This is a genomic window from Pedobacter aquatilis, assembly GCF_032678425.1.
Taxonomy (GTDB): domain Bacteria; phylum Bacteroidota; class Bacteroidia; order Sphingobacteriales; family Sphingobacteriaceae; genus Pedobacter; species Pedobacter aquatilis_B.
Map to the genome: position 1 here is coordinate 77,120 of NZ_JAVTSG010000005.1, position 23,147 is coordinate 100,266.

A 23,147-nucleotide genomic window follows, 5' to 3' on the forward strand; every position below is an offset into this window, starting at 1 on the left:
CAAAAATGTTCTTAACGATAAGGTCTGACAGACATTATCGTTTTCTAAAGCCTTTCAGGATAATTTCTGAAAGGCTTTTTCTATATTGCAATAAATCTCTAAATTATGTCTCGCAAAATTAACCTCTTGATTCTAATCATTTTTCTAGCTTCATGTAAAAAGGAGATAAGCGATGATGAAAGAATCTCTTATCCCTATACTATGGAAGCGACTGAAATCATTTCTTCACAGGCTGTTCGGATGTATACAGATCATGGCATCGTCAGAGACCAAGGAATCATCGCGGATTTTTTAAAAAGACATGGAGGTTTAGCACAATTTAAACCACAACCTCGGTATCAGGTCGAATTTTTATCTAAAGATTCAGCAAGGATAGATTTGGCGCCCGATATTTATAAAATTGAAAATCTCGATAGCGGTCGTTTCATTATGCGTTCTGATGTACAATTGCTAAAAAATATATATAGTTCAACGGCACTCGAAAGTACACTTATACCATACAAACTTAATAGATTTAATCGCAATTTGAGAGCGATTCCTCAAGTTGATAATTACATTAAAGCGATATACAAATGTGAATTAAGTTATTTCACCTGGTTTAGAAACAATCAATTAGTAATGCCTGTAATTACTTATAAATTAAATCTTTATAATAGAAGGGGATATTACAACGGTGTTATGTATGGTATATGGAATCTAGCTTTTCCGTCTGAGATTCAAAGTCGAGATACTTTGGTTTTTCAAGAGTTGAGGGTAGGATTTACAAAAAAGTAGGTTGAAACTTTATCTATTCTGGAAATTTATTAAAATTAAATATTTAATTAGAAAATCAATTTCCACCTATGTTTCTAATGCAATAATAAATTTCAAACGTTTTCCGTAATTCTTTTCATATTGTTTTCTTTTTCGAAAAAGTGCTTTTAAATGCTCTTACGGTGTTTTTGGGTGTTTTTATGAGATTTTTCTGCTCTAACGGTTTCAAAAAAATTACTTACCGTTTTTAATCTAGTGATGCAAAAATCATATTTTAGTTCTTGTTAAAACGGTTTACCAAATCGCTTTGCATTTTAAATTCTAACCTAAATCCTAAAATGGAAAATTCCAGAAGAAAATTTATTAAACAATCGGCCGTTTTTGCTGCGGCAACTTACGCAGGCACGATGGGTATGAGTGCCAAAAGTTATGGCAGAATCATTGGTGCAAACGATCGAGTTCGAGTTGGTGTTGTTGGTTTTTCAGATCGTTTTAAAGACACGCTCTTACCTTGTTTCTTAAATCATAACAAAGAACTAAATTTTGATGTCGTTGGCTTATCTGATTTGTGGAATTACCGTAGAGATTTAGGAATTGCTCATCTAAAAGAGAAATTCGGACATGATATTAAAGCTTGCAGAAATAACGATGAACTTTATGCAACCAAAGATTTAGATGCCGTAATTATCAGCACAGCCGATTTTCAACACGCTTTGCATACAATAGAAGCGGTTAAAGCCAATTGTGATGCTTACGTAGAAAAACCTTTTGCCGAAACAATGGACGATGCAAAAGCTGCGCTAAAGGCAGTAAAAGCTACCGATAGAATTGTGCAAATCGGTTCGCAACGCAGAAGCGGAGAAAATTATGCTAATGCAGCTAAATTTATTCAGGAAGGAAAATTTGGGCCGATTACAGCTGTAGATTTAGTTTGGAATGTAAACCAACCAGGCCGCTGGCGCAGACCAGATTTGGTTGCTAAACTTAAAGAAGAAGATATAGATTGGAAGAGATTCTTGTTAAATCGCCCGAACGAAGCTTTCGACCCTAGAAAATATTTAGAATACAGATTGTTCTGGCCATATTCTTCAGGCATGCCCGGACAATGGATGTCGCATCAAATTGATACTGTACACTGGTTTACCAATTTAAAACATCCTAGAAGTGTGGTTGCCAATGGTGGAATTTACACCTGGAAAGATGGTCGCAGAAACTGGGATTCGATGGTTGCAGTTTTTGATTACGGTCAGCCAAATTCAACAGATGGATTCCAGGTAACTTTTACTTCAAGAATGCAAAACAGTGTTGGCGATACGGGAGAAGTTTACTATTCTAACGGTGGCGAGCTAAATTTAATTACGAATAAAATATCGCCAAAAGGTGGTTTAAGAGAAAGAGAAGCTGCGGCGATGGGATTAAAAGCAAATCTTTTGCCAGAGCTTGATTTAAGTAAAACAGCAATTAAAGCTGCAACTGGCGCAAACATGGGCGGCGACCCCTTAACTTCTGGTCACATGAGAAACTGGATGGAATGTGTTCGCAGCCGCAAAACGCCAAATGCTCCCGTAGAGGCAGGTTACTCGCACTCAATTGCAAATATCATGACTAATGCTGCGGTTCGTACTGGTGCAAAATCAGTTTTCGATGAAGCTAAACAAGAAGTAATGGCTAACGGTAAAATTTTTAAATATTAATATACAGCAATTCATCATTGCGATGAACGAAGCAATCCTCCAACGATTGCAGTAAAATCCTAAGCATTAAGATTGCTTCGAACCTCGCAATGACGGCAAAATCAAGAACATGTTAAACATAAAAAAATACAGTATTCTAACCCTTTCATTAATAAGTTTATCCGCCTTTGCGCAAAAATCAAAGCCACTTTTCGATGGTAAAACCCTAAACGGTTGGAAAGCTGTTGCTGGTGCTGCACCATACAAAGTTGAGGATGGTGCAATTGTTGGTACCATGACTAAAGGAACGCCAAATTCTTTCTTGATAACCGAAAAGGAATACGGCGATTTTATCCTCGAGTTAGATGTAAAATTAGAAGGTGAAAGCACCAACTCTGGTATTCAAACACGTAGCCATTTAAAACCTGAAGGAAACAATGGTAGAGGTTTAGTTTTCGGCCGTCAAATGGAAATTGACCCTGCACCGAGAGCATGGACAGGTGGTATTTACGATGAAGCCCGTAGATTGTGGCTTTATCCATTAGAGTTAAATCCAACTGCAAAATCGTTATACAAAAAGAACGAATATAATCATTACCGCATCGAAAACATCGGCAACGAACTTAAAACATGGGTTAATGGAAAACCAGTTGCTTACGTTATCGATACATTAGATAAATCTGGTTTTATCGGCTTGCAAGTGCATGGAATTGGTAATATCTTAGAAAATGATGGCAAAAAAGTTTATTTCAAAAACATCAATATTCAAACTGAAAATTTAAAGCCAAAAGCATTTCCAAAAGGTATTTACACGGTTAACTTAACGCCAAATACCTTATCGGCTTACGAAAAATCTGAAGGTTATAAATTGCTTTTCGATGGAAAAACCAGTAACGGTTGGGTTGGCGCACATAAAACAACATTCCCAGAAAAGGGTTGGAAAATTGCCGATGGTATAATCAGTGTTGAGCCATCAGGCGGTGCAGAATCTACAAATGGAGGCGATATCGTTTCAAAAGAGGAGTTTTCTGCTTTCGATATGTCGTTTGAATTTAAACTTACGCCTGGTGCAAACAGTGGTGTAAAATATTTCGTAACCTTAAATGAGAAAAGTGCAGGCTCTGCAATAGGTTTAGAATACCAGGTTTTAGATGATGTTTTACATCCTGATGCGAAACTTGGCAGAGATGGAAACCGTACTTTGGCATCGTTATACGATTTAATGACGGCTAAGAAAGAACCACGTTACCTTCGCCCAATCGGCAGCTGGAACAATGCTCGTTTAATCGTTTATCCAGATAATAGAGTTGAGCATTATTTAAATGGCGTTAAGGTTTTAGAATATGTTCGCGGTTCTGAAGAGTTTAAAAAATTGGTTGCCATTAGCAAATACAAAAACTGGGAAAACTTTGGTCAGGCAGCGAAAGGCCATATTTTAATTCAAGATCATGGTAATAAAGTAGATTTCAGAACTATTAAAATCAAAACATTAAAGTAGTATAACTTTAGCAACTTGTCAGTCTGAGTTTACCGAAGACTTATTAAAATCTGATTGGATAAATGAGGCAATTTTAAGATTATTTTCTTGAAAATGAACGCCTGCTTTTTATGGCAGGCATCAGTCACGCTATTCACTGCCTGCCTACCGCAGGCAGGCAATCTTTTTTAAATGGCTATCATGCTTCGTATCTCAGCATGATAGTTTATAGAGGATACTGCAATTAAAAAAATATTTCGGCTGCTATCGAGTTTATAATGAAAGTTCTTGCTAAAGCCCTGCTCTACACTTCGTCATTGCGAGGTACGAAGCAATCTCTGACAATAAATGTTAGATTGCTTCGTACCTCGCAATGACGGAAGACTAAAAAATCAAGAATTACAAATCATTATGCCACAAAAACGTATTTTTACCATAAGCTTAAAAACAAAAACAGATTAAAATTTCTATCATGCACCGTCGTTCGTTTATAAAAAAATCAGCATTGTTTAGTTCGGGTTTATTAGTTGCTGATGCTGCCGTTGCCAACCTTAGTTTAAATCGTGAAAAAATAATCAATATCGCGATGATAGGCTGCGGCGATAGGGGCAAAGGTGTTTTGTCTGTCATTAAATCTATGCCTGCAAAATTCAATATTCTTGCTTATTGCGATGTATTGGATTTTCGCCTTGATGAAACCAAGAAATATGTTCCAGAATCGGCAAAGGCAGTTAAAAATTACAAGCAAATTTTAGATAATAAAAATATCGAGGCCGTTTTTATAGCAACGCCTTTAAGCGAACATTTTCAAATAGCCAAAGATGCTGTTTTGGCAGGCAAACACGTCTATGTAGAAAAAACCATGACTTATAACATTGCTCAGGCTTTGGAATTAAGGAGTTTAGTTTTAAGATATCCGAAACAGGTTTATCAGGTCGGTTACCAATACCGCTATTCTCCTCTTTATTTTAAAGTAAAGGATATGATTAAAAGCGGGTACTTGGGCGATGTTTCATCGGTAGATTGCCGCTGGGATAGAAATGGAAACTGGCGCAGAAAAGTTACCGACCCAAAATTAGAACGCCAGATTAATTGGCGCATGTATAAAGAATATTCTGGCGGATTAGCCGCTGAATTACTTTCTCACCAAATCGATTTTATAAACTGGGCCTTTGAAACGCAACCCAATGTAGTTACTGGGACAGGTGGAATCGATGTTTTTAAAGACGGAAGGGAAACCTACGATAATATCCAAGCCATGTTCAGGTACGAAAAAGCTGGTATGATAGGTAATTTTGGCGCAACTTGTGGAAATGCACATGATGGCTATCTGTTTAAAATAAAAGGCACAAAAGGTTCAGTAAATTTATTGCCAGATACAGGAATTTTCTATCCAGAGCAACAAACCAAAAAGGAGTTAGGTATTGTAGATGGTGTAACCGGAGCAACGAAAATTGTTGTAAACCAAGATGGTGGAATCCCTATTTTAGATGCGCCGACAAAAGATGGAACTACTTATGCATTGAATGAATTTTACGAATCGGTTATTTCAGGAAAATTTCCGGCATCGAACGTAAAAACTGGTACGCAAGCTGCAATTTGTGTAGCACTTTGTAATGAAGCCATTTATTCGGGCAGTAGACAGGTATGGAAAACTGAGTATAATGTGTAGTCTTTTCGCTAAGTCGCCCGCTCGTCATTTCGATTGGAGCGTAGCGGAATAGAGAAATCTTTGTCTTTGATTTTTAATTACAGATTTAGTCTATTCAAGTATTTCATTGTTGGTATTGCCTTTTCACCTAGTTATAAAGTTCAAAGATTTCTCGGCTACGCTCGAAATGACGGTTTTTTAAGTTTCTATGGTACTCGTCATTTCGATTGGAGCATAGCTGAACAGAGAAATCTTTGAAGTCAGTTTTTATTTCACAACTTTTCATTCAGACTGACAAATACTTCGATTACAAATCGCCATATTCAGGCATTTCAGGTGTAAAAACAAAACTTGCTTTTGCCAAGTCCATTTTAGCAAAAACGTGCTGTAATCCATTAGTAAGTACAATCCATTTAGCTTGATGAATTGAATTGTATCGAGATGCTTGTTCAAACACAGCTTCCGTGATTTTCACATTTGGTGCTTTACACTCAATAAGCATTAATTTTTCTCCGGTAGTATTATAAACTAAAATATCACTGCGCTTTTGCAACTGATTTAACACTAAACCACCCTCGATTTGAATGAGCGTCTTTGGAAACTTCTTTGATATAATTAAATCCTGAATAAAATGCTGACGAACCCATTCTTCTGGCGTTAAAACTAAATGCTTTTTTCTCAATTCATCAAAAATAAAAATCACATTATCCTTTTTGGTGATTTTGAAAGGATAGGGCGGAAGATTTAGCGGAGTAGGATTAAACATTTTAGGTTTCGATACGCAATTACAGAATTCACAATTATCAATTGAACAACTAACCAATTGAACAATTAATCAATAAGAGCCAAAGTTAATTGTTTATAAACATTTACCTAAATCCTAAAAGCTAAATTGTAATTTTACAACCAATGACTGCTTCTGAGATTATTAAAGATATTAAGGCAAGAAAATTTAAACCTGTGTACCTTTTACATGGCGAAGAATCTTACTATATCGACCAGCTTACGGATTTTATTGAGGATAAATTATTAAGTGAGGCAGAAAAAGGTTTCAACCAAACTGTTTTATATGGTAAGGATACCGATATGGCAACTGTTTTAGGTGCGGCAAAACGTTATCCGATGATGTCTGAATACCAGGTAGTTATTGTTAAGGAAGCACAAGATTTAAAATGGGGTAAAGAAGAAGCGGGAAGTAAAGAAGCCGAATTTGTGTTAAATTACTTCGAAAAGCCTTTGCCAAGCACAATCTTAGTGCTCGCTTATAAATACGCAAACTTTGATAAGCGCAAAAAAGTTTATAAAGCCATTAGCAAAAGCGGTTTAATTTTTCAGTCAGATTTGGTTCGCGATTATAAATTAGTTCCATGGATTGAGGATTTTATTAAAGAAAAAGGTTATAAAATAGACCAGCAAGCATCAGCATTAATGGCCGAATATTTAGGGACTGACCTTTCTAAAATTTCCAATGAGATTGAAAAACTAATGCTCAATGTTCCAAAGGATGTTACCATCAACACTGATTTGGTGCAAAAAAACATCGGTATTAGTAAAGAGTATAATGTTTTTGAATTACAGAAAGCTTTGGCTATTCGCGATGTATTGAAGTGTAATAAAATTATAAATTATTTTGCAAGCAATCCAAAAGCAAATCCAACGGTTATGGTTTTGGCTAACCTTGGTGGTTATTTTACTAAACTTTTGAAATATCATTACATACCAAACAAAGCCGATGCCGCATCTGCTTTGGGCGTTCCGCCATTTTTTGTAAAAGATTACGAGGTTGCAGCAAGAAATTATAACACAGGTAAAGTTTTTCAGGTTATTGGTTTGCTTAGGGAATACGATTTAAAAAGTAAAGGCTTGGATAGTTCTGGTAATATAAGCGATGGTGAACTTCTGAAAGAATTAGTGTTTAAAATTGTACATTAACCGTTAACTGTTAATATCGAGGTTAATTGTATAAACTGTAAAAATTGTTTAGTTGCTGGGCAATTCTGCAATTCCAACAATTAAACAATTACTCAATTCACCAGCTCCTCAATTAAAAAACCATTTTCTTTCTGAAAATTAACAATAAGAGCATTGTAACTTAAAAGTTATTGCCGAAATCATATGAAATCTCGGTTCTGACCTATATTTACGGTCAAATCAACTAATTTGTTATGAAGAAAAATTTACTCAGCATTTTATTTGCTGTTTCTGCTGTTACTTTCGCATCGGCGCAAGTAAGGCAAGGTGCTGGTGCTGCACCTGGTGATACAACAAGAAGAGCGCCTGGAGCTGCTCTTGGTTCGGGTGTGAGGGCTCAGCCAAAACCATACGACCAAGTAATTACGGCCAAAGCATCTACCAGAAAAGGGATGATTACCACCCACAAAATTGAAGATAAATTCTATTTTGAAATTGCCGATACAACTTTAGGCAGAGATATTTTAGTAGTTAGCAGAATATCAAAATCAGGTGCTGAAGTTAGAGCGGTTCAAGGTTATGCAGGCGACCAGATTGGTAGTGCTGTAATTCGTTTCGAAAAAGGTCCGAATAACCGCATTTTCATGCGTAAAGTAAGTTTCCGTACTTACGGACCGGATAGTACAACTTCAATGTATCAATCTTTAAAAAATTCAAACATTCAGGCAATTGCGGCTTCTTTTAATATTTCGGCTTACACGCCTGAGAAAAACGGTAGCGTGATTGATATTACTGATTATCTGAATAGCGATAATGATATTTTCTATTTCAGTTCTCCGATATCGAAAACGAGATTTAGATTAGGTGCGCAACAAGCAGATAGAAGTTATATCCAAAGCTTAAGAAGTTTCCCAACTAATGTTGAAATTAGTACGGTTAAAACATACAGCTTAACTGCAGCTCCAAATCCATTTGGTGGTGCAGCTGCGCCTGCAATGGGCGGTGGTGCTTCAGCAGGTTCATCAACAGTAGAATTAAATACTTCCTTAGTGATTTTGCCTAAAGTACCAATGAAGGCTCGTTATTTCGATCCTCGTGTTGGTTATTTTGCAGTTGGTTACACCGATTTCGACTTAAATCCGCAAGGCGTAAAAGAAATTGAACTGATTAAAAGATGGAGATTAGAACCAAAACCGCAAGATGTTGCTAAATATAAACGCGGAGAATTGGTTGAACCAATTAAACCAATTGTTTTCTATATCGACCCGGCAACGCCGAAAAAATGGGTACCATATTTAATCGCAGGTGTTAACGATTGGGCGAAAGCTTTTGAAAAAGCTGGTTTTAAAAATGCGGTTATGGCTAAAGAGGCACCAAGTTTTAAACAAGATTCTACATGGAGTATCGATGATGCACGTCACTCTGCAATTGTTTACAAACCATCAGAAATTGCTAATGCCAGCGGACCAAGTATTTCTGATCCACGTAGTGGCGAAATTATGGAAAGCCACATTAACTGGTTCCATAACGTTCAAAAATTGGTTCACGATTGGTATATGATTCAAACTGCTGCGGTAGATTCTAGAGCTCGTAAAATGACTTTCAGCGATGAATTAATGGGCGATTTAATCCGTTTCGTTTCTTCTCACGAAGTTGGTCACACGTTAGGTTTACGCCACAATTATGGTTCAAGTTCTACTGTTCCAACTGAATTGTTAAGAGATAAAAAATGGGTTGAAGCTAATGGTCACACACCATCGATTATGGATTATGCCCGTTTTAATTATGTTGCACAACCAGAAGATAAAATTTCATCAAAAGGATTATATCCACGCATTGGCGATTACGATAAATGGGCAATTGAATGGGGTTATAAATATTTCCCGGAAACTAAAAATGCGCAACAAGAAGTACCAATTTTAAATAAAATGGTAATCGAATCGGCTAAAAACCGCAGATTATGGTTTGGTACAGAAACAAATCCTGATGATCCGCATTCGCAAAATGAAGATTTATCGGATAACGCAATGAAAGCAAGTACTTACGGTATCAAAAATCTAAAAGTAATTTTAACTAACCTCCCTGAATGGACAAAAGAGCCTGCTGATGGTTATGATAACCTTTCAAATATGTATGGTCAGTTAACAACCCAATTCGGTCGTTACATGGGACACGTTGCTAAAAACATTGGTGGTATTTACGAAAACCCGAAAACTGTAGAGCAAGAAGGTTCAGTTTATGAGCGTACGCCAGCTGCAACGCAAAAAGAAGCAATGACGTTTTTAGATGTTCAACTGTTTAAAACGCCAACCTGGTTATTAAACAAAGGTATTTTAGATAACATTTCTCAAGATGGATTAGAAGTTGTTGGCAGATTGCAAAATACAACTATCAACAGATTGTTAGGCACAAGCACTTTAACTAAGCTTATTTCTGCTGAAGCTTTGGATGGTGCATCTGCATATAAAATCACCGATTTGTTTACAGATTTAAATGCTTCAATCTTTACAGAATTAAAATCAAATCAAGCAATTGATGTTTATAGAAGAAACTTGCAAAAACTTTATGTAGATAAATTAATTTCGATTATTAAACCTGCAACGCCTGCTACAACGGCAACAAATGCGATTTTAGTTGGTAGAGGTGGTACTACACAAGGTGGTTTATCAGCTTCACAAAGTGATGTAGCTTCAGTTGTAAAAGGACAGTTAAGAGAACTTGATGCAACAATTAAAACTGGTGCTAATGCTGCTACTGGTTTAAGCAAATATCATTTGCAAGATTTATCTGATAGAATAGAAAATGCTTTAGATAGCAAAAAATAATATTCCAGAAGGCATAAAAAAAGGAGTTTCAATTTTGAAACTCCTTTTTTTATATATTACATTTCGTTTAATCCAACAAATGCCAACGCAACGATTGCAAGTCCGCCGGCTACATAACCAACTGTTGCAATTGTAGAACGTTTTTTTACGACCTTAGTATTATCCTTTGTGTTTTGATGTGCGGCCTGTCTGTACGCTTTCACATAAACAGAATCGTTAAGCAACGAAACATTAGTTGTTGTATTTGCTGTTGGCTTAAAAATATCTGATGTATGCTTACTTCGCTCGTTTCTAAATCGCTTTAGGTTTTCGTCACTAATTTTGAATTTTTCAGCATCGGCAGCGGCAATTTTCTTAACAGAGTCAGGCTGTACAGATTGCGAAAAAGATTGTGTTGATGCCGCTAGCATACACACAAATAAAACTTTCAGGGACTTATTCATACATAAAATTACAATTTTAATCCCATTCTAATACCAGTTTTAACTGACGAATTTATGGAGATTACGTTAAATTTAGATTTGGAATTTGAAAAGCCTTAATACTAAATGACTTTACAATTAGTTAACGCTAAAAGTTAAATATTGTTTTCGTTCACAGCGGTAATTTATTTTATACTATATAAAAAAAAGATATGGTTTGTTTTAGATTGTTATTTTTGCACAAGCAGTTTAAAAAACCTTTTTAGGTGATGAATTACATTTGAATTTGTAAATCATTGCCACGTATCATAAATATTTAAAAATGTCTAAAACACAACATTGGTTAGTAAAATCAGAGCCATTCAAATATAGCTGGGAAAAATTTAATGAAGATGGTCGTACCTTTTGGGATGGCGTTCGCAATTACCAGGCAAGAAATAATTTGAGAGATATGAAAGAAGGAGACTTAGTGCTTTTCTACCACAGTAACGAAGGGAAAAATGTTGTTGGAGTAGCAAAAGTTGTTAAAGAATCTTATCAAGACCCTACAACGGATGATAAAAATTGGGTTGTAGTTGATTTATCTCCGGTAGAATCTTTAAAAAATCCGGTTTCCTTAGAGCAAATAAAAGCAGAAGAAAGCCTTAAAGATATTTCTCTGGTTCGTCAGGGGCGTTTATCGGTAATGCCGCTAAAAGCCGAAGAATTTGATAAAATCTTAGAAATGGGAAGCTAAAATTTAAGCAGCAGTTTCTGCTGCTTTTCTTTTGCTCAGCATTAGTCCTAAAGTCATAAAAATACTGGTTCCTAAAACCACTAGAAATAAAAATGAAGTGCCGACCTCTGGCATTTTCAGAGATGCAGGAAGATTGAAGTACAGTAATATGCTAATCAATCCACGAGGTGCAATGTATAAAATCGGTGTTGCGTTACCGTTTTTAAATACCTTCAAAAATGCTACTCTGATAACGTAAATCGCTATCAAAATAAATAATCCGTTTAGTAAAACCGGCAAGTTATTCAGCTCATTAACATTCATCGTAAAGCCAAATATTACAAAGAAAAACGTTCTTAAAATAAAAGCACTTTCTGCCGATAACTGGTAAAGTTGAGATAAATCTGCCGTTAAATTCTTATACAAAAAAACACTTCTAAACCATGCGTTCTGGATGGTATCCGCATTATTCAGAAACAAACCTGTACTTAAAATCAACACCAAAGAAGATAAGTGGTACGATTGCCCGATTGCATAAACTAATATCAGAATCGAAATAATCAGGAAAAATTTGATGTGGTGTACAAGTTTTCCCATAATGTACAATAAAACTACACAGGCAATAGCAGAAAGTAAGATGATAAGAAATGTGCTTAAACCCAATCCAATAAATGCAGAAGTGGTAATAGAGTGATTGGTAATCGCAAAGTTGAAGATTATAATCCCCAGGATATCAGAAAAGGAAGATTCATAAATCACAAATTCCCTATCCTGTTTGCTTAATGCCGCTGCCGATGGAATGGCGATTGCTGAGCTGATAACACTAAAAGGAATGGCATTTGATATGCAAGAATATAAATCGCGATGCGAAATCTGGTAAATTATAAGCGTTATAATGGTTGTTGTACCAAGTAAAATCGTTAATGCCGAGAGGAAAGCACTTTTGATAATCTTATTTTTCTCCCTGTCGTACTTCAATTCTAACGAACCTTCAAAAACAATTAAAATTAAACCGACCGTACCCAAAGTTGGTAAAATAGATAAAAAATTAAACGTATGAATTTGAAGGTAATCGACTAAAAAACGAAGACCAATTCCTAATAAAAGCAAAAGTAAAACCGATGGTATTTTGGTTTTACTGGCCACTAAATCAAACAGATAAGAAAAAATTACTAATCCGCTTAAAATAATAAGGATGGTATATGTTGTCATATTTACAGCGTTTGGTATTCGCTAAAATAAAACAAACATCTTAAGCTCCAAGAAGTTTTATGTAAAAGTTACGGTTTAAAAAACAAAGCTTTAAGCTCGCTAGCTTCATCGGGACTCATTTTTCCGCCTAAAACTAAACGTAACTGTCTGCGGCGCAGTGCTCCGTCAAAAAGTTCAATTTCTCCTGGCGTTTCAGGTATCAATTCTGGTACAGGAATAGTACGGGCGCTTTGGTCAACCGCTACAAAAGTATAGTAAGCTTCGTTACTTTTTTGGCGTGCGCCGCTCGGAATATTTTCCGCCCACACGTCCAAACGAACCTCAACAGATGTGTTAAAAGCCCGTGTAACTTTGGCTTCAATCGTAATCACATCGCCAAGTTTAATTGGATGTTTGAAAGAAACGTTATCCACAGAAGCCGTAACCACGATTCGGTTACAATGTTTTTGAGCCGAAATTGCTGCAGCTATGTCCATCCAATGCAATAAACGACCGCCCATTAAATTATTCAGCGTGTTGGTATCGTTCGGCAACACCAATTCGTTCATTATGGTAAAGCTTTCTCTCGCAAATTTCTTTTTTAAACTCATATCGAGCGCAAAAGTAATAAAATTGAGTTAAAATGGCTTTAAACATTATTTGAAAAGCAAGGTTAATCGCCACATTTAATGTTACTCCCGCTCTCACTCCAATCTTTTAAGTTGTTGGCAGTTAAATAATCCATGGAATTGCAACTTAAAAGTATTTCCGTTAAATCGGGTTTAGAATTAATGATTTATTATCAAAATAAAATTTCGAAAAGTCGTCATGCTCAGCTTGACTGGGCATCCTAATGCAAATTATATCGTAAGTTGCTACGCTTTACGATTCCCGCCTTCGCGGGAATGACGAACACCAATTAATCCGTCATGCTCAAAAAATAATTAATTTCCTATTAAGCTTAGCAAATGGAAAATTGTATTCTGAATTAAATTTGTGAATGTCCATTTCGCTTATCGTTTAAAAATTAAATTTTACAGACAATTTCTTACAAACAATTGGAATAAAATCATGTTATCCTAGCATAAAAATTCAAATTAATGCAGAATCAAACCCTTATCCAATTTTTCCATTGGTATTATAACGAAGAACAAAATTTATGGACAAAAGTAGCAACTGAAGCTGCTCATTTAAAAGAAATCGGTGTTACAATGGTTTGGCTACCGCCAGCCTATAAATCGAATAATGCGGCTTATGACGTCGGATATGCCGTTTACGATTTATTCGATTTGGGAGAGTTTGACCAGAAAGGTGCAATAAATACAAAGTATGGTCACAAAGACGAATATATTAATGCGATAAATGCATTGCATGATAATGGGATTAGCGCACTTGCAGATATTGTATTTAACCACAAAGCAGGTGGCGATGAATTGGAAAAGGTTAAAGTTAGGACGGTAAATCCAGAAAACAGAGAAGAATTTACCAGCGATGTTTTTGAAATTGAAGCCTGGACTAAATTCACATTCCCTGGCAGAAAAGGCAAATATTCTGAATTTATTTGGGATCATATGTGCTTCAGCGGAGTAGATTGGGCTGAAGATTTGCAAGAAACAGCCATTTATTCCATCCAGAATTATTTAGGCGAAGGATTTGAAAAAGTACCGTCAACTGAATTGGGTAACTACGATTACTTAATGTTTAACGATATTGATTATAGAAATCAGGCCGTAATTGATGAATTAAATTACTGGGGCGAATGGCTTGTTGAAACGACTAAAGTTGATGGTTTTAGACTAGATGCCGTAAAACACATCAATCCGGATTTTATCATCCAATGGTTAGATCATTTGAACACTAAGTACAACCGAAAGTTTTTTGTGGTTGCCGAAGATTGGAATGTGGTAGATATTGAAGGTCAACTAGAATATATTGAAACAACAGCTGGCAGAACACAGATTTTTGATTCGTTGTTGCATCATAATTTTTATTTGGCAAGTCACGAAGAAAATGAGTTCGATATGAGCACAATTTTCGATAAAACATTGGTTCAGGTTAACCCGGCATTAGCAGTAACTTTCGTTGATAACCATGATTCACAACCCTTACAAGCGCTAGAATCTTATGTAGAGTTTTGGTTCAGACCATTAGCCTATGCTATTATTCTATTACGTGAACAGGGAATTCCATGTTTATTCTTTACAGATATTTACGGCGGAATTTATGATGATAAAAACGGAGCTGGTGAAGATGTACACGTTGATTTAGCAATAATTCCTTCGGTTACTACGATGAGTAAACTGCGTACAAGTCATGCTTATGGTTTACAAAGAGATTATTTCGACCATTTTAGTTGCGTTGGTTTTACACGTGAGGGTGATAAAGAACATGAAAATAGTGGTTTGGCAGTTTTAATGAGTACAGGCGAAGAAGGTTTCAAAGAAATGGAAATCGGTGAAAAGTTTGCCGGAAAAACTTTTGTTGATGCCTTGGGAAATAGGGAAGGTGAGGTTATGATTAACGAAACCGGTAGGGCAGAGTTTCATTGTAATGCCGGTAGTGTTTCTGTTTGGGTTTTGAAAGCAGAGTAGATTTGTTTTTTATTAATTACCATATAAGACATATGAGGAAATGTAAGCTTATGTATCCTCATATGTCTTAGCATCGCAGAAAATCTATTGAATAAACTATTAACTCAAAAAATTATCTACTTCGCGATAGGCTTTAATCACATCCAACTCACCAGCTTTATCAGGTTTTGAATTTCCGTGTTCCATACCCATAACACCTTTATAGCCTTTAGTATGTAAATGCTTAAATAGATTTTTATAGTTTATTTCGCCAGTTGTGGGTTCTTTTCTGCCCGGGTTATCACCAATTTGGATGTAGGCAATTTCATCCCAACATCTGTCCATTGTTTTTATTAAATCGCCCTCGGTGCGTTGCATATGGTAAATATCATACAAAATTTTGCACGATGGACTTTTAACCGCTTTGCAAACGGCGTAGGTTTCGTTTGTTTTTTGAAGGAAGAGTTCTGGTGTATCGCTCAGAGTTTCTAAAACCATAATTAAACCATGCGGTTCAAAAATTTCGGCACCTGCACGCATGGCATCAATTACATTAGCAAATTGATTTCCATAAGGTAAATTTCTTTCGTAAAAACCAGGTACAACGGTTAACCATTTAGCATTGCAACGTTTTGCTGCTTCAACCGATTTTTTACAGGTTTCGACGAACTTATCTTTAAATTCTTTTTTTCCGGTTGTTAAGGATGTTTTCCAGTTATCGCCACCATCAACTACAAAAACGCCCATGCGCATATTAAGTTTGGCTAATAAATTGCCAATTTTCTCCTGTTCATCAACCGAGCGAGCTAAATATCCATTATCTTCAATAGAACGGAAACCCTTATCATACATAAACTGAATCTGATCAAGAAAACTTTTGCCCGCATGGCTCTGAAACATACCTTGATGCGGGGCGTAATCTAGATTGAAGGTTTTATCGGCTAATGGATTGTTTTGTGTACCTGAAGCAAATGTGTTTGTAATTGCTCCTGCCGTAGTTATTGCACCTGCGGTTAGCAAAGTGCTTTTAATAAATTCACTTCTTTTCATCTGTTTGGTTTTTAGATTGATTTTCGGTAGAAATAAGTTTTTTAAATCCGCTGGTCAGCATATCAGTAATTTTGCCTTCTTTATTTCTATAAACAAAGTAAGCTTCTAAATTCTGCCGCTGCTCTACAAAATTTAAAGCGTCGTTAATGTGCATCGCCATTAAACTATTATCGTAACCATCCGCTGTAATGGCATCATTTGCATAAACTGTAACGCTAATCATTTCATTATTTAAAGGATAACCTGTTTTCGGATTTATCAGATGTGATATCGTTTTTGAGCCTGATTGGTGAAATTTTCGGTAATTACCTGATGTTGTAATCGCCCCCGAATTTATGGCTGCAATATGTCTGATTATTGGAATGCCGTTTTCGTCAGGTCCTTCAATACCTATTTTAATACTATCTCCATCAGGTTTTGGACCAGAAACTCTAATTTCTCCACCTAGCTCTGCAATATATTTTTTTACACCTTTGCTTTCGATTAAAGTGGCGATTAAATCTACACTGTAACCCTGTGCTATTCCGTTTAAATCAATTTTAATACAATCTTTTGTTTTGCTTAATATTCCATTTTGTAACTTGATGTTTTTCATTCCAACACAAGCTAAAATATTTTTGATTTCATCTTCACTTGGCTGTTGTTTTTCTTCTTTAGGGCCAAAACCCCAAGCCTGAACCAATGGCGCAACTGTAACATCAAATGCACCTTTCGTATCTGCATTTATTTCAAAACTTCTTTTCAGCACAGCTGATATAAACTTATCAGCCTTAATAGGGCTTTTGCCCATATTAAATTGAGAAATAAGCGAATTGCTTTTGTAAAGCGACATTGATAAGTCGATTATCGCTAATAAACTATCAATGTCGCTTTTCTTAACTAAGCTATCAGTTGCATAATAAGTTATTGCATATTCTGTTCCTTGTGCTGTACCATATAAATCATATTTTCTAATTTCATTAGGTTTAGAAAACGATATTAAAATTATAAACGACAGGAATAAAAGGAGCAATCGCATTTATACAACTTTAGTTTTTCCTGGCATTGCGTATGGATAAATTCCATTAGCATCAGGCAATATTTTAGGCATCGCATCCCAGGCGAATTTTTCAGGCATTAAGCTATTGTTTGCAGCCAAGGCTTCATCCCATTTTATGGTTTCGCCAGAGTAAGTAGCATATCGCCCGATAATTGATGTAAATGTGCTAGTTGCCGCATATTCAACATTGTTAAATTTATATTCGCCCTTGGAAATTGCTTCAAATAGTTCATCGTGTTCTGTTTGGTAAGGATTTGCATTCCCTTTCGTATTGTGGTTGTACAATTCTTTACCGCTGTAATCCTTCATTATGGCTTGGTTACTTCCTGATAAGTAAATTTTACCTTTTGTGCCCATAAACGATTCATCAACACGATTACTGATGCCTTCGAAATGGCGGCACTGGCTATGAATCACAGCACCATCAGCATATGTCAACTCGATAGAGTGATTATCATAAATTTCTCCATAATCTTTTCCGGTTCTCCAGGCTCTGCTACCTGTTCCCTGCACCGAAACGGGATGCGCATTTTTTATCCAGTTTGCGATATCGATATTATGAACATGTTGCTCCACAATATGATCGCCACATAACCAGTTAAAATAGTACCAGTTTCTCATCTGATATTCCATTTCGGTTTGTCCGGCTTTACGCGGATTAACCCAAACGCCACCACTATTCCAATACACCTGTCCAGACATAATATCGCCAATTGCACCATCATTAATGCGTTTCATCGCTTCGCGATAATTAGTTTGATATCTTCTTTGTAAACCAACTACAACATTGAGTTTTTTCTTTTTCGCTTCTTCGGCAGCTGCCAGAACTTTTCTTATTCCAGGTGCATCAACCGCAACTGGTTTTTCCATAAAAATCTGTTTGTTTTGTTTTACAGCTTCCTCAAAATGAATTGGTCTGAAGCCCGGAGGCGTTACCAATAATACTACATCAGCTAACGGGATGGCTTGTTTGTAAGCGTCAAATCCTACAAACTGGCGTTCTTTCGGAACATCCATTTTTGCTGCAAACTTACTAGCAAGGGCTTCATAGCTTTTGTCAATTCTATCCTGAAAAGCATCAGCCATAGCCACTAATTTAATGTTGTATTTTGTGCTTAATGCTTGGAAAGCAGCTCCTGTTCCACGGTCGCCACAACCAATTAAGGCAATTTTAATGGTGTCAGAACCAGCCGCATAAGCACCCGCAAGCGGAAACGAACTAAGCATTGCACTTCCGGCAAGTAAAGCCGATGCCTTTAAAAATTCTCGGCGTTCTTGTAAGGAAATAGATTTTTTCATGAGGTTTTATTTGGTTTAGGTTAATAATCTGCAATCGGTTTTTTGTTGTAATAAGCGTCAATTTCCTCTTTTGATGGTGGTGTAGCAGGTCGCACCAATCTCAATCCAACAAATGGCGCTTCAGGAAACCACCAGTTACTTTTTGGTATTTGAGGGTCGAGTTGTTTCCATGTTGGACTTGATGCCAATCTTACAGAAGAAGTTAATTTATCGGGTGTTTCATCGTAAGAACCACCACGAACGCTATTTGGATAAAGTTTCTCTGGTTTCGCAATCGGGTTTTGTACAATTTTATCCTTAGAAACAGCATAGAAGTTTTCAAGATATTGGTCGTAAGTCCATTCGGCTACGTTTCCATGCATATCGTAAAGTCCCCAAGCGTTAGGTTTTTTTTGACCTACGGGATGTGTTTTATTCTCGCTGTTGTCTTTATACCAGGCATATTCTTTTAACTTCGATTCATCATCGCCAAAAGCATATTTGGTTTTACTTCCAGCCCTGCAAGCATATTCCCATTCCGCTTCGCTTGGTAAACGATAAAAAACTCCGGTTCGGGCATAAAGCCATTTGCAAAACTGTATGGCATTATATTGGGTCATTGCAATTGCAGGCTGGTTTTCTTTGCCCATTCCAAATGTCATATCTAGATATGGTTTGGTTGGGCGAGTTACCGCATCAACATTTGCAGGGATTTTGCCGTTACTGGCTTTCAGCTCATAATCTCGATATAAAAATGGCTCGAAAATATTCCAGGTAACTTCATATTTGCCCATCCAAAATGCATCAATTTTTACCTTGTGCATGGGTTTTTCATCGACTGACCCTGCGTTATTGCCCATATCAAAAGTTCCGGCAGGAATGGAAACCATATCAAACTGTAAAGCTGTTCCTTCGATATTTTGAGTATAAGGTTTGGTTTGAGCTTGGATATAACTTAGCGGCAAGCATAAAAAGGCAAGGGCAATTATTTTTCTAGACATGATTGTTGGTTAGTAGTGATTTGCGTACCGCTAAATCGTATTACTAATTTAACAAGTATGTTTTAAAAGGAAGAAAAAACTTGTAACAAATAGGGTAGGTTTTCAATTTATCTTCTATCAGTTACCCGATTTGATAAATTTGTAAAACCTAGTAATGTATCCCATCTGGCACCAGGTTTCCTGTAATACACAAATATCTGATAGGTATTTTCAGTCTGAAAAAAGGAGCCTTCAAAGGGTTTGGTATCAATGGTATTTGATGCTTTATCTAACCACGCATATTCATAATCGTAAAGACCTTGTTTTAACAATATGTTGGCGTAAAATTGTTTTCTGCCTTCATCGTAAAGTAATTTATTTTCTTTTGATAAGGTATAATTGTTAAAGCGGCCAACAACATAAGCGTCACCATTTGTACTCGGTGCCGGAGCATTGAGCGTGAAAAGTACACTCATGTATTCGGCTTCTGTTTTATCATCACGGCCATCTGTATTTCTAATAAAGAAGTTTCCATTTTCATCAAGCTGATTTGCAAAAGCCTCTTTATTTCTTGGCGAATCCTGAAAGATCATAACACTTACAGATTCATTATCACGATAAATATCTTTTACATTACCCGCTTTGTAACGTAAGCTTCTGGTATCAAATTTTCTGAATTCGTTATCTGCCCAAAAATCATTGGTATTAATATCATTAAAAACAAGTTGGTTAGGCTTTACAAAGGATGGGCTTTTATTTATTTGAATAGTATTGTAGTTGAAATTCTGCATCACAATGGCCTTAATATCCTGATAAGGATTTGCTATTGATATGTTGTGGTTAAGAACAAAATTTATCTTTTGTTTGGTGTTTCGTTCTGCAACCTGAAGCGAATTTGTTATTTCTGCGGCAACTGCGATTACATTCTCTAAAACGTAAAACCGTTGAGATATTACAGGTTTTTTTTTGTCATTATCTTCGTAAACCTTTAAAATATAGTTACCACTAATTTTAGGTTTTACCTGGCTATTTGGGAAACTGAGTTCGTAATGCGTGTATTTTCTGGTAGTGTTAGATGAATATTTGTAGTTGAATATCCTGTCTTCTGTGAAACCATCTAAATAATCAAGCGTAGAGATTTTTGAGGTTTGCCAGTCGGATGTGCAATGCTCAATTGTGCACCAATAATTTTTCGTCCCGCCCAGTAAATCATCAAAAGAAAAGGAAATGGTTTCTGTTGAATTTAATAGGATAATTGGAATACTTTGCTCCTTATTGCTGTTGTAGCATAAAACCGTTTTAATATTTGGAAGGTAAATTTTATTCTCGTTCGTAAACGAATTTTCAGTTTGTGCAAATGATAGGTTAGAAACGAAAAGTAAAAGTGCTGCGATTAGTTTTTGCATAGTTAAAAGTACGGAGTATTAAACAATTTTAAAAGGTTGACATTGAAGGCTATTGAAATCAAGAGATTGCCACGGAAGCACGGAAACCACGGAATTTTTTTTCTTTTACGAAGCAGACTAAACTTAGCTCATAAATTTTCCGTGTATTCAGTGTTTCCGTGGCAAAAAAAAAGCCACAGCTAAATACTGTGGCTAAATTTACTCTGTGAATCTGCGGCTAAAACTAACCTTCCAATTCCATAATTTCAGCAGCTAAACTTTCCCATTTAGTCTGGCTATTATCTAAATCCTGTTTAGTGGCGATGTAGCGTTTATTGGTTTCTGCCAGTTTATCGGCCTTGCCATATACATTTTCATCAGCCAATTCAGCTTCTATGTTTTTAACCAAAATTTCCTGTTCGGAAATTAAAGTTTCTACTTTTTTTAATTCGTCGTTCAGTTTTTTTAACTGACTAGCCGTATTTGGAGTAACTTGTTTAGGCTCTGCTTTAGCTCTCTCAGGCATTTTCACCGGAATAGGTTTAGAAACCGGAATCTCTCGTTTACTATTCCATTCCTCGTATTCTGCGTATGTTCCTGGGTATTGTTTAATTTGCTCCCCTTCGATAAACCAAATTTTATTTGCAACATTATCCAGAAAATATCTATCGTGAGAGACCGCAATAAAAGTACCTTCAAATTGCTGTAAAGCCTGAATTAAAATATTAACCGACTGGATATCCAAGTGGTTGGTGGGCTCATCCAGAATTAAGAAATTTGAATCGGTTGTAAGTGATTTTGCTAAAGCCACACGCGATTTTTCTCCTCCAGATAGAACTTTAATTTTCTTGAAAACATCATCGCCAGTAAATAAGAAACAACCTAAAATACTACGCAATTCTGTATCAGAATGTTTAGGTGCAAAAGCCTGTAATTCTTCAAGAATGGCGTTATCAAGATGCAAAGATTCTAACTGGTGCTGTGCAAAGAAGGTGGTGGTTACATTATGTCCTGTTTCGCAGAAACCTTCAAACTTTTCAGTTCCGGCAATCATCCTTAACAAAGTAGATTTACCCTTACCGTTCGCACCAATCAAAGCAATTTTATCGCCTTTTTCAATTACCGCTTCAGCATCTTCTAAAATGTGTACGTTCGGATAATGTTTAGTTGCATGCTCAATTCTAACTACATGTCGACCAGATGGTTTGGTGAATTTAAAACTGAAATTAACCGTTGGGTTATCATCATCCACATCATCAATGCGTTCCATTTTATCCAAAGCTTTCATACGCGATTGCGCCATTTTCGCTTTAGATGCTTTTGCCTTAAAACGTTCAATTAAACGCTCTTCTTGCTTAATTTTAGCCTGCTGATTTTTAAATTCTCCCTTTTGAATTTCACCACGCAAAGCTTTTTCTTCCACATAGAAGCTATAATTTCCGGCATAAACCGTTAATTTTCCCTTACGAGATTCTACCGTACGGTTTACAATTTTATCTAGGAAATACCTATCGTGAGAAACAATTACAATTGCGCCTTCAAAGCCTTGCAAGTAATTTTCCAGCCACTTAATAGAGGGTAAATCCATGTGGTTGGTCGGCTCATCCAGCAATAAAATATCCGGGTCTTGCAATAAAATCTTCGCAAGCATAACCCGCATCCGCCATCCTCCGGAAAAGGTATTTAGCGGACGATGTTGGTCTGCCGTACTAAAACCCAAACCAGCTAAAATTTCATTTGCCCTGTACTCAATATTGTAACCATCTAAAGCTTCAAACTCTTGTTGTTTGTCGCTCAGTTTATTTAAAACCTCTTCACTGTAATCGGTCTCAATTTTCTTTAACAGTTCTTCAATTTCATCATGCAGCTGATTTTGGCGCTCAAAAGCTTCCATTGCAACATGCAAAATGCTATGGTGTGAATCGTAAGAAAGTAAATCCTGGTTTAAATAACCGATTTTTAAGTCTTTCGACATCGAAACTGTACCCGCACTAGGCGCATACTCGCCCACTATAATTTTTAAAAGTGTCGATTTTCCCGTCCCGTTAGCCCCAATTAAGCCGGCTCTATCACCTGGTTTAATGTGCCAGTTCGCATCATCGTATAAGGCTCTGGAGCCAATAAGGAATGTTAAATTGTTTATTGAAATCATTTCGGCTGCAAAAGTACAAATTTTAAAAGGCTTTTCCCGACCGATAATCAAATAGAAAATTTGGTCATTTATAAA

The 23,147-nt window shown here is 36.3% G+C and carries 18 protein-coding genes; 8 read left to right on the plus strand and 10 right to left on the minus strand.

The window, feature by feature from the left end:
• The first annotated feature begins 105 nt into the window (after positions 1-105).
• The 4 genes from R2Q16_RS15420 to R2Q16_RS15435 all read left to right on the plus strand — a co-directional run bounded on the left by R2Q16_RS15420 (position 106) and on the right by R2Q16_RS15435 (position 5,575).
• Entirely contained in the window at positions 106-774 is a 669-nt protein-coding gene (locus R2Q16_RS15420; RefSeq protein ID WP_316738194.1) for a hypothetical protein, read from the plus strand.
• A 317-nt stretch (positions 775-1,091) separates the two neighbouring features.
• Positions 1,092-2,447 carry a Gfo/Idh/MocA family protein gene (locus R2Q16_RS15425; RefSeq protein ID WP_316738197.1) on the plus strand — a complete coding sequence of 452 codons (1,356 nt, stop codon included), beginning with the start codon at positions 1,092-1,094 and terminating at the stop codon, positions 2,445-2,447.
• A 109-nt stretch (positions 2,448-2,556) separates the two neighbouring features.
• Positions 2,557-3,924 (plus strand): DUF1080 domain-containing protein, encoded by a 1,368-nt coding sequence (locus tag R2Q16_RS15430; RefSeq protein WP_316738199.1) that lies wholly within the window; start codon positions 2,557-2,559, stop codon positions 3,922-3,924.
• A gap of 451 nt (positions 3,925-4,375) precedes the next feature.
• A complete protein-coding gene (locus R2Q16_RS15435) occupies positions 4,376-5,575 on the plus strand; it encodes a Gfo/Idh/MocA family oxidoreductase (protein ID WP_316738200.1) in 1,200 nt (399 codons plus the stop codon).
• A gap of 286 nt (positions 5,576-5,861) precedes the next feature.
• Here R2Q16_RS15435 and R2Q16_RS15440 read toward each other — a convergent pair whose 3' ends face one another.
• Positions 5,862-6,320 carry a type I restriction enzyme HsdR N-terminal domain-containing protein gene (locus R2Q16_RS15440; protein WP_316738202.1) on the minus strand — a complete coding sequence of 153 codons (459 nt, stop codon included), beginning with the start codon at positions 6,318-6,320 and terminating at the stop codon, positions 5,862-5,864.
• A 143-nt stretch (positions 6,321-6,463) separates the two neighbouring features.
• Here R2Q16_RS15440 and holA point away from each other — a divergent pair, with 143 nt between their 5' ends.
• Both holA and R2Q16_RS15450 read left to right on the plus strand, forming a co-directional pair.
• Entirely contained in the window at positions 6,464-7,486 is a 1,023-nt protein-coding gene (gene holA, locus R2Q16_RS15445; RefSeq protein WP_316738203.1) for a DNA polymerase III subunit delta, read from the plus strand.
• Between the two features lie 233 nt (positions 7,487-7,719).
• Positions 7,720-10,290, plus strand: a complete 2,571-nt coding sequence (locus tag R2Q16_RS15450; RefSeq protein ID WP_316738205.1) for a zinc-dependent metalloprotease — start codon at positions 7,720-7,722, stop codon at positions 10,288-10,290.
• Positions 10,291-10,346: 56 nt separating this feature from the next.
• On the opposite strand, the gene R2Q16_RS15455 is transcribed toward R2Q16_RS15450, so the two are convergent.
• A complete protein-coding gene (locus tag R2Q16_RS15455) occupies positions 10,347-10,733 on the minus strand; it encodes a hypothetical protein (protein ID WP_316738206.1) in 387 nt (128 codons plus the stop codon).
• Between the two features lie 301 nt (positions 10,734-11,034).
• On the opposite strand from R2Q16_RS15455, the gene R2Q16_RS15460 reads away from it, so the two are divergent.
• Positions 11,035-11,448 carry an EVE domain-containing protein gene (locus R2Q16_RS15460; protein WP_316738207.1) on the plus strand — a complete coding sequence of 138 codons (414 nt, stop codon included), beginning with the start codon at positions 11,035-11,037 and terminating at the stop codon, positions 11,446-11,448.
• A 3-nt stretch (positions 11,449-11,451) separates the two neighbouring features.
• Here the strand turns inward: R2Q16_RS15460 and R2Q16_RS15465 are convergent, their stop codons facing one another.
• Entirely contained in the window at positions 11,452-12,639 is a 1,188-nt protein-coding gene (locus R2Q16_RS15465; RefSeq protein WP_316738209.1) for a cation:proton antiporter, read from the minus strand.
• Between the two features lie 68 nt (positions 12,640-12,707).
• Complete coding sequence (locus tag R2Q16_RS15470; RefSeq protein ID WP_316738211.1) at positions 12,708-13,229, minus strand: acyl-CoA thioesterase; 522 nt, start codon at positions 13,227-13,229, stop codon at positions 12,708-12,710.
• Positions 13,230-13,718: 489 nt separating this feature from the next.
• On the opposite strand from R2Q16_RS15470, the gene R2Q16_RS15475 reads away from it, so the two are divergent.
• Positions 13,719-15,209 carry an alpha-amylase gene (locus R2Q16_RS15475; protein ID WP_316738212.1) on the plus strand — a complete coding sequence of 497 codons (1,491 nt, stop codon included), beginning with the start codon at positions 13,719-13,721 and terminating at the stop codon, positions 15,207-15,209.
• Positions 15,210-15,308: 99 nt separating this feature from the next.
• Here the strand turns inward: R2Q16_RS15475 and R2Q16_RS15480 are convergent, their stop codons facing one another.
• The 6 genes from R2Q16_RS15480 to R2Q16_RS15505 form a co-directional block, all read right to left on the minus strand.
• Positions 15,309-16,238, minus strand: coding sequence for a hydroxypyruvate isomerase family protein (locus R2Q16_RS15480; protein ID WP_316738214.1), 930 nt, complete (start codon positions 16,236-16,238; stop codon positions 15,309-15,311).
• Positions 16,225-17,256, minus strand: coding sequence for an FAD:protein FMN transferase (locus R2Q16_RS15485; protein WP_316738215.1), 1,032 nt, complete (start codon positions 17,254-17,256; stop codon positions 16,225-16,227). Before R2Q16_RS15485 ends, R2Q16_RS15480 begins: the two co-directional genes overlap by 14 nt.
• A complete protein-coding gene (locus tag R2Q16_RS15490) occupies positions 17,257-18,576 on the minus strand; it encodes a Gfo/Idh/MocA family oxidoreductase (RefSeq protein WP_316738216.1) in 1,320 nt (439 codons plus the stop codon).
• A 20-nt stretch (positions 18,577-18,596) separates the two neighbouring features.
• A complete protein-coding gene (locus R2Q16_RS15495) occupies positions 18,597-19,556 on the minus strand; it encodes a formylglycine-generating enzyme family protein (RefSeq protein ID WP_316738217.1) in 960 nt (319 codons plus the stop codon).
• 107 nt (positions 19,557-19,663) lie between these two features.
• The gene (locus R2Q16_RS15500; RefSeq protein ID WP_316738218.1) at positions 19,664-20,941 is read right to left on the minus strand and encodes a DUF5103 domain-containing protein; all 1,278 of its coding nucleotides are present in this window, start codon (positions 20,939-20,941) and stop codon (positions 19,664-19,666) included.
• A gap of 223 nt (positions 20,942-21,164) precedes the next feature.
• Positions 21,165-23,072 carry an ABC-F family ATP-binding cassette domain-containing protein gene (locus R2Q16_RS15505; protein ID WP_316738219.1) on the minus strand — a complete coding sequence of 636 codons (1,908 nt, stop codon included), beginning with the start codon at positions 23,070-23,072 and terminating at the stop codon, positions 21,165-21,167.
• Positions 23,073-23,147 lie beyond the last annotated feature (75 nt).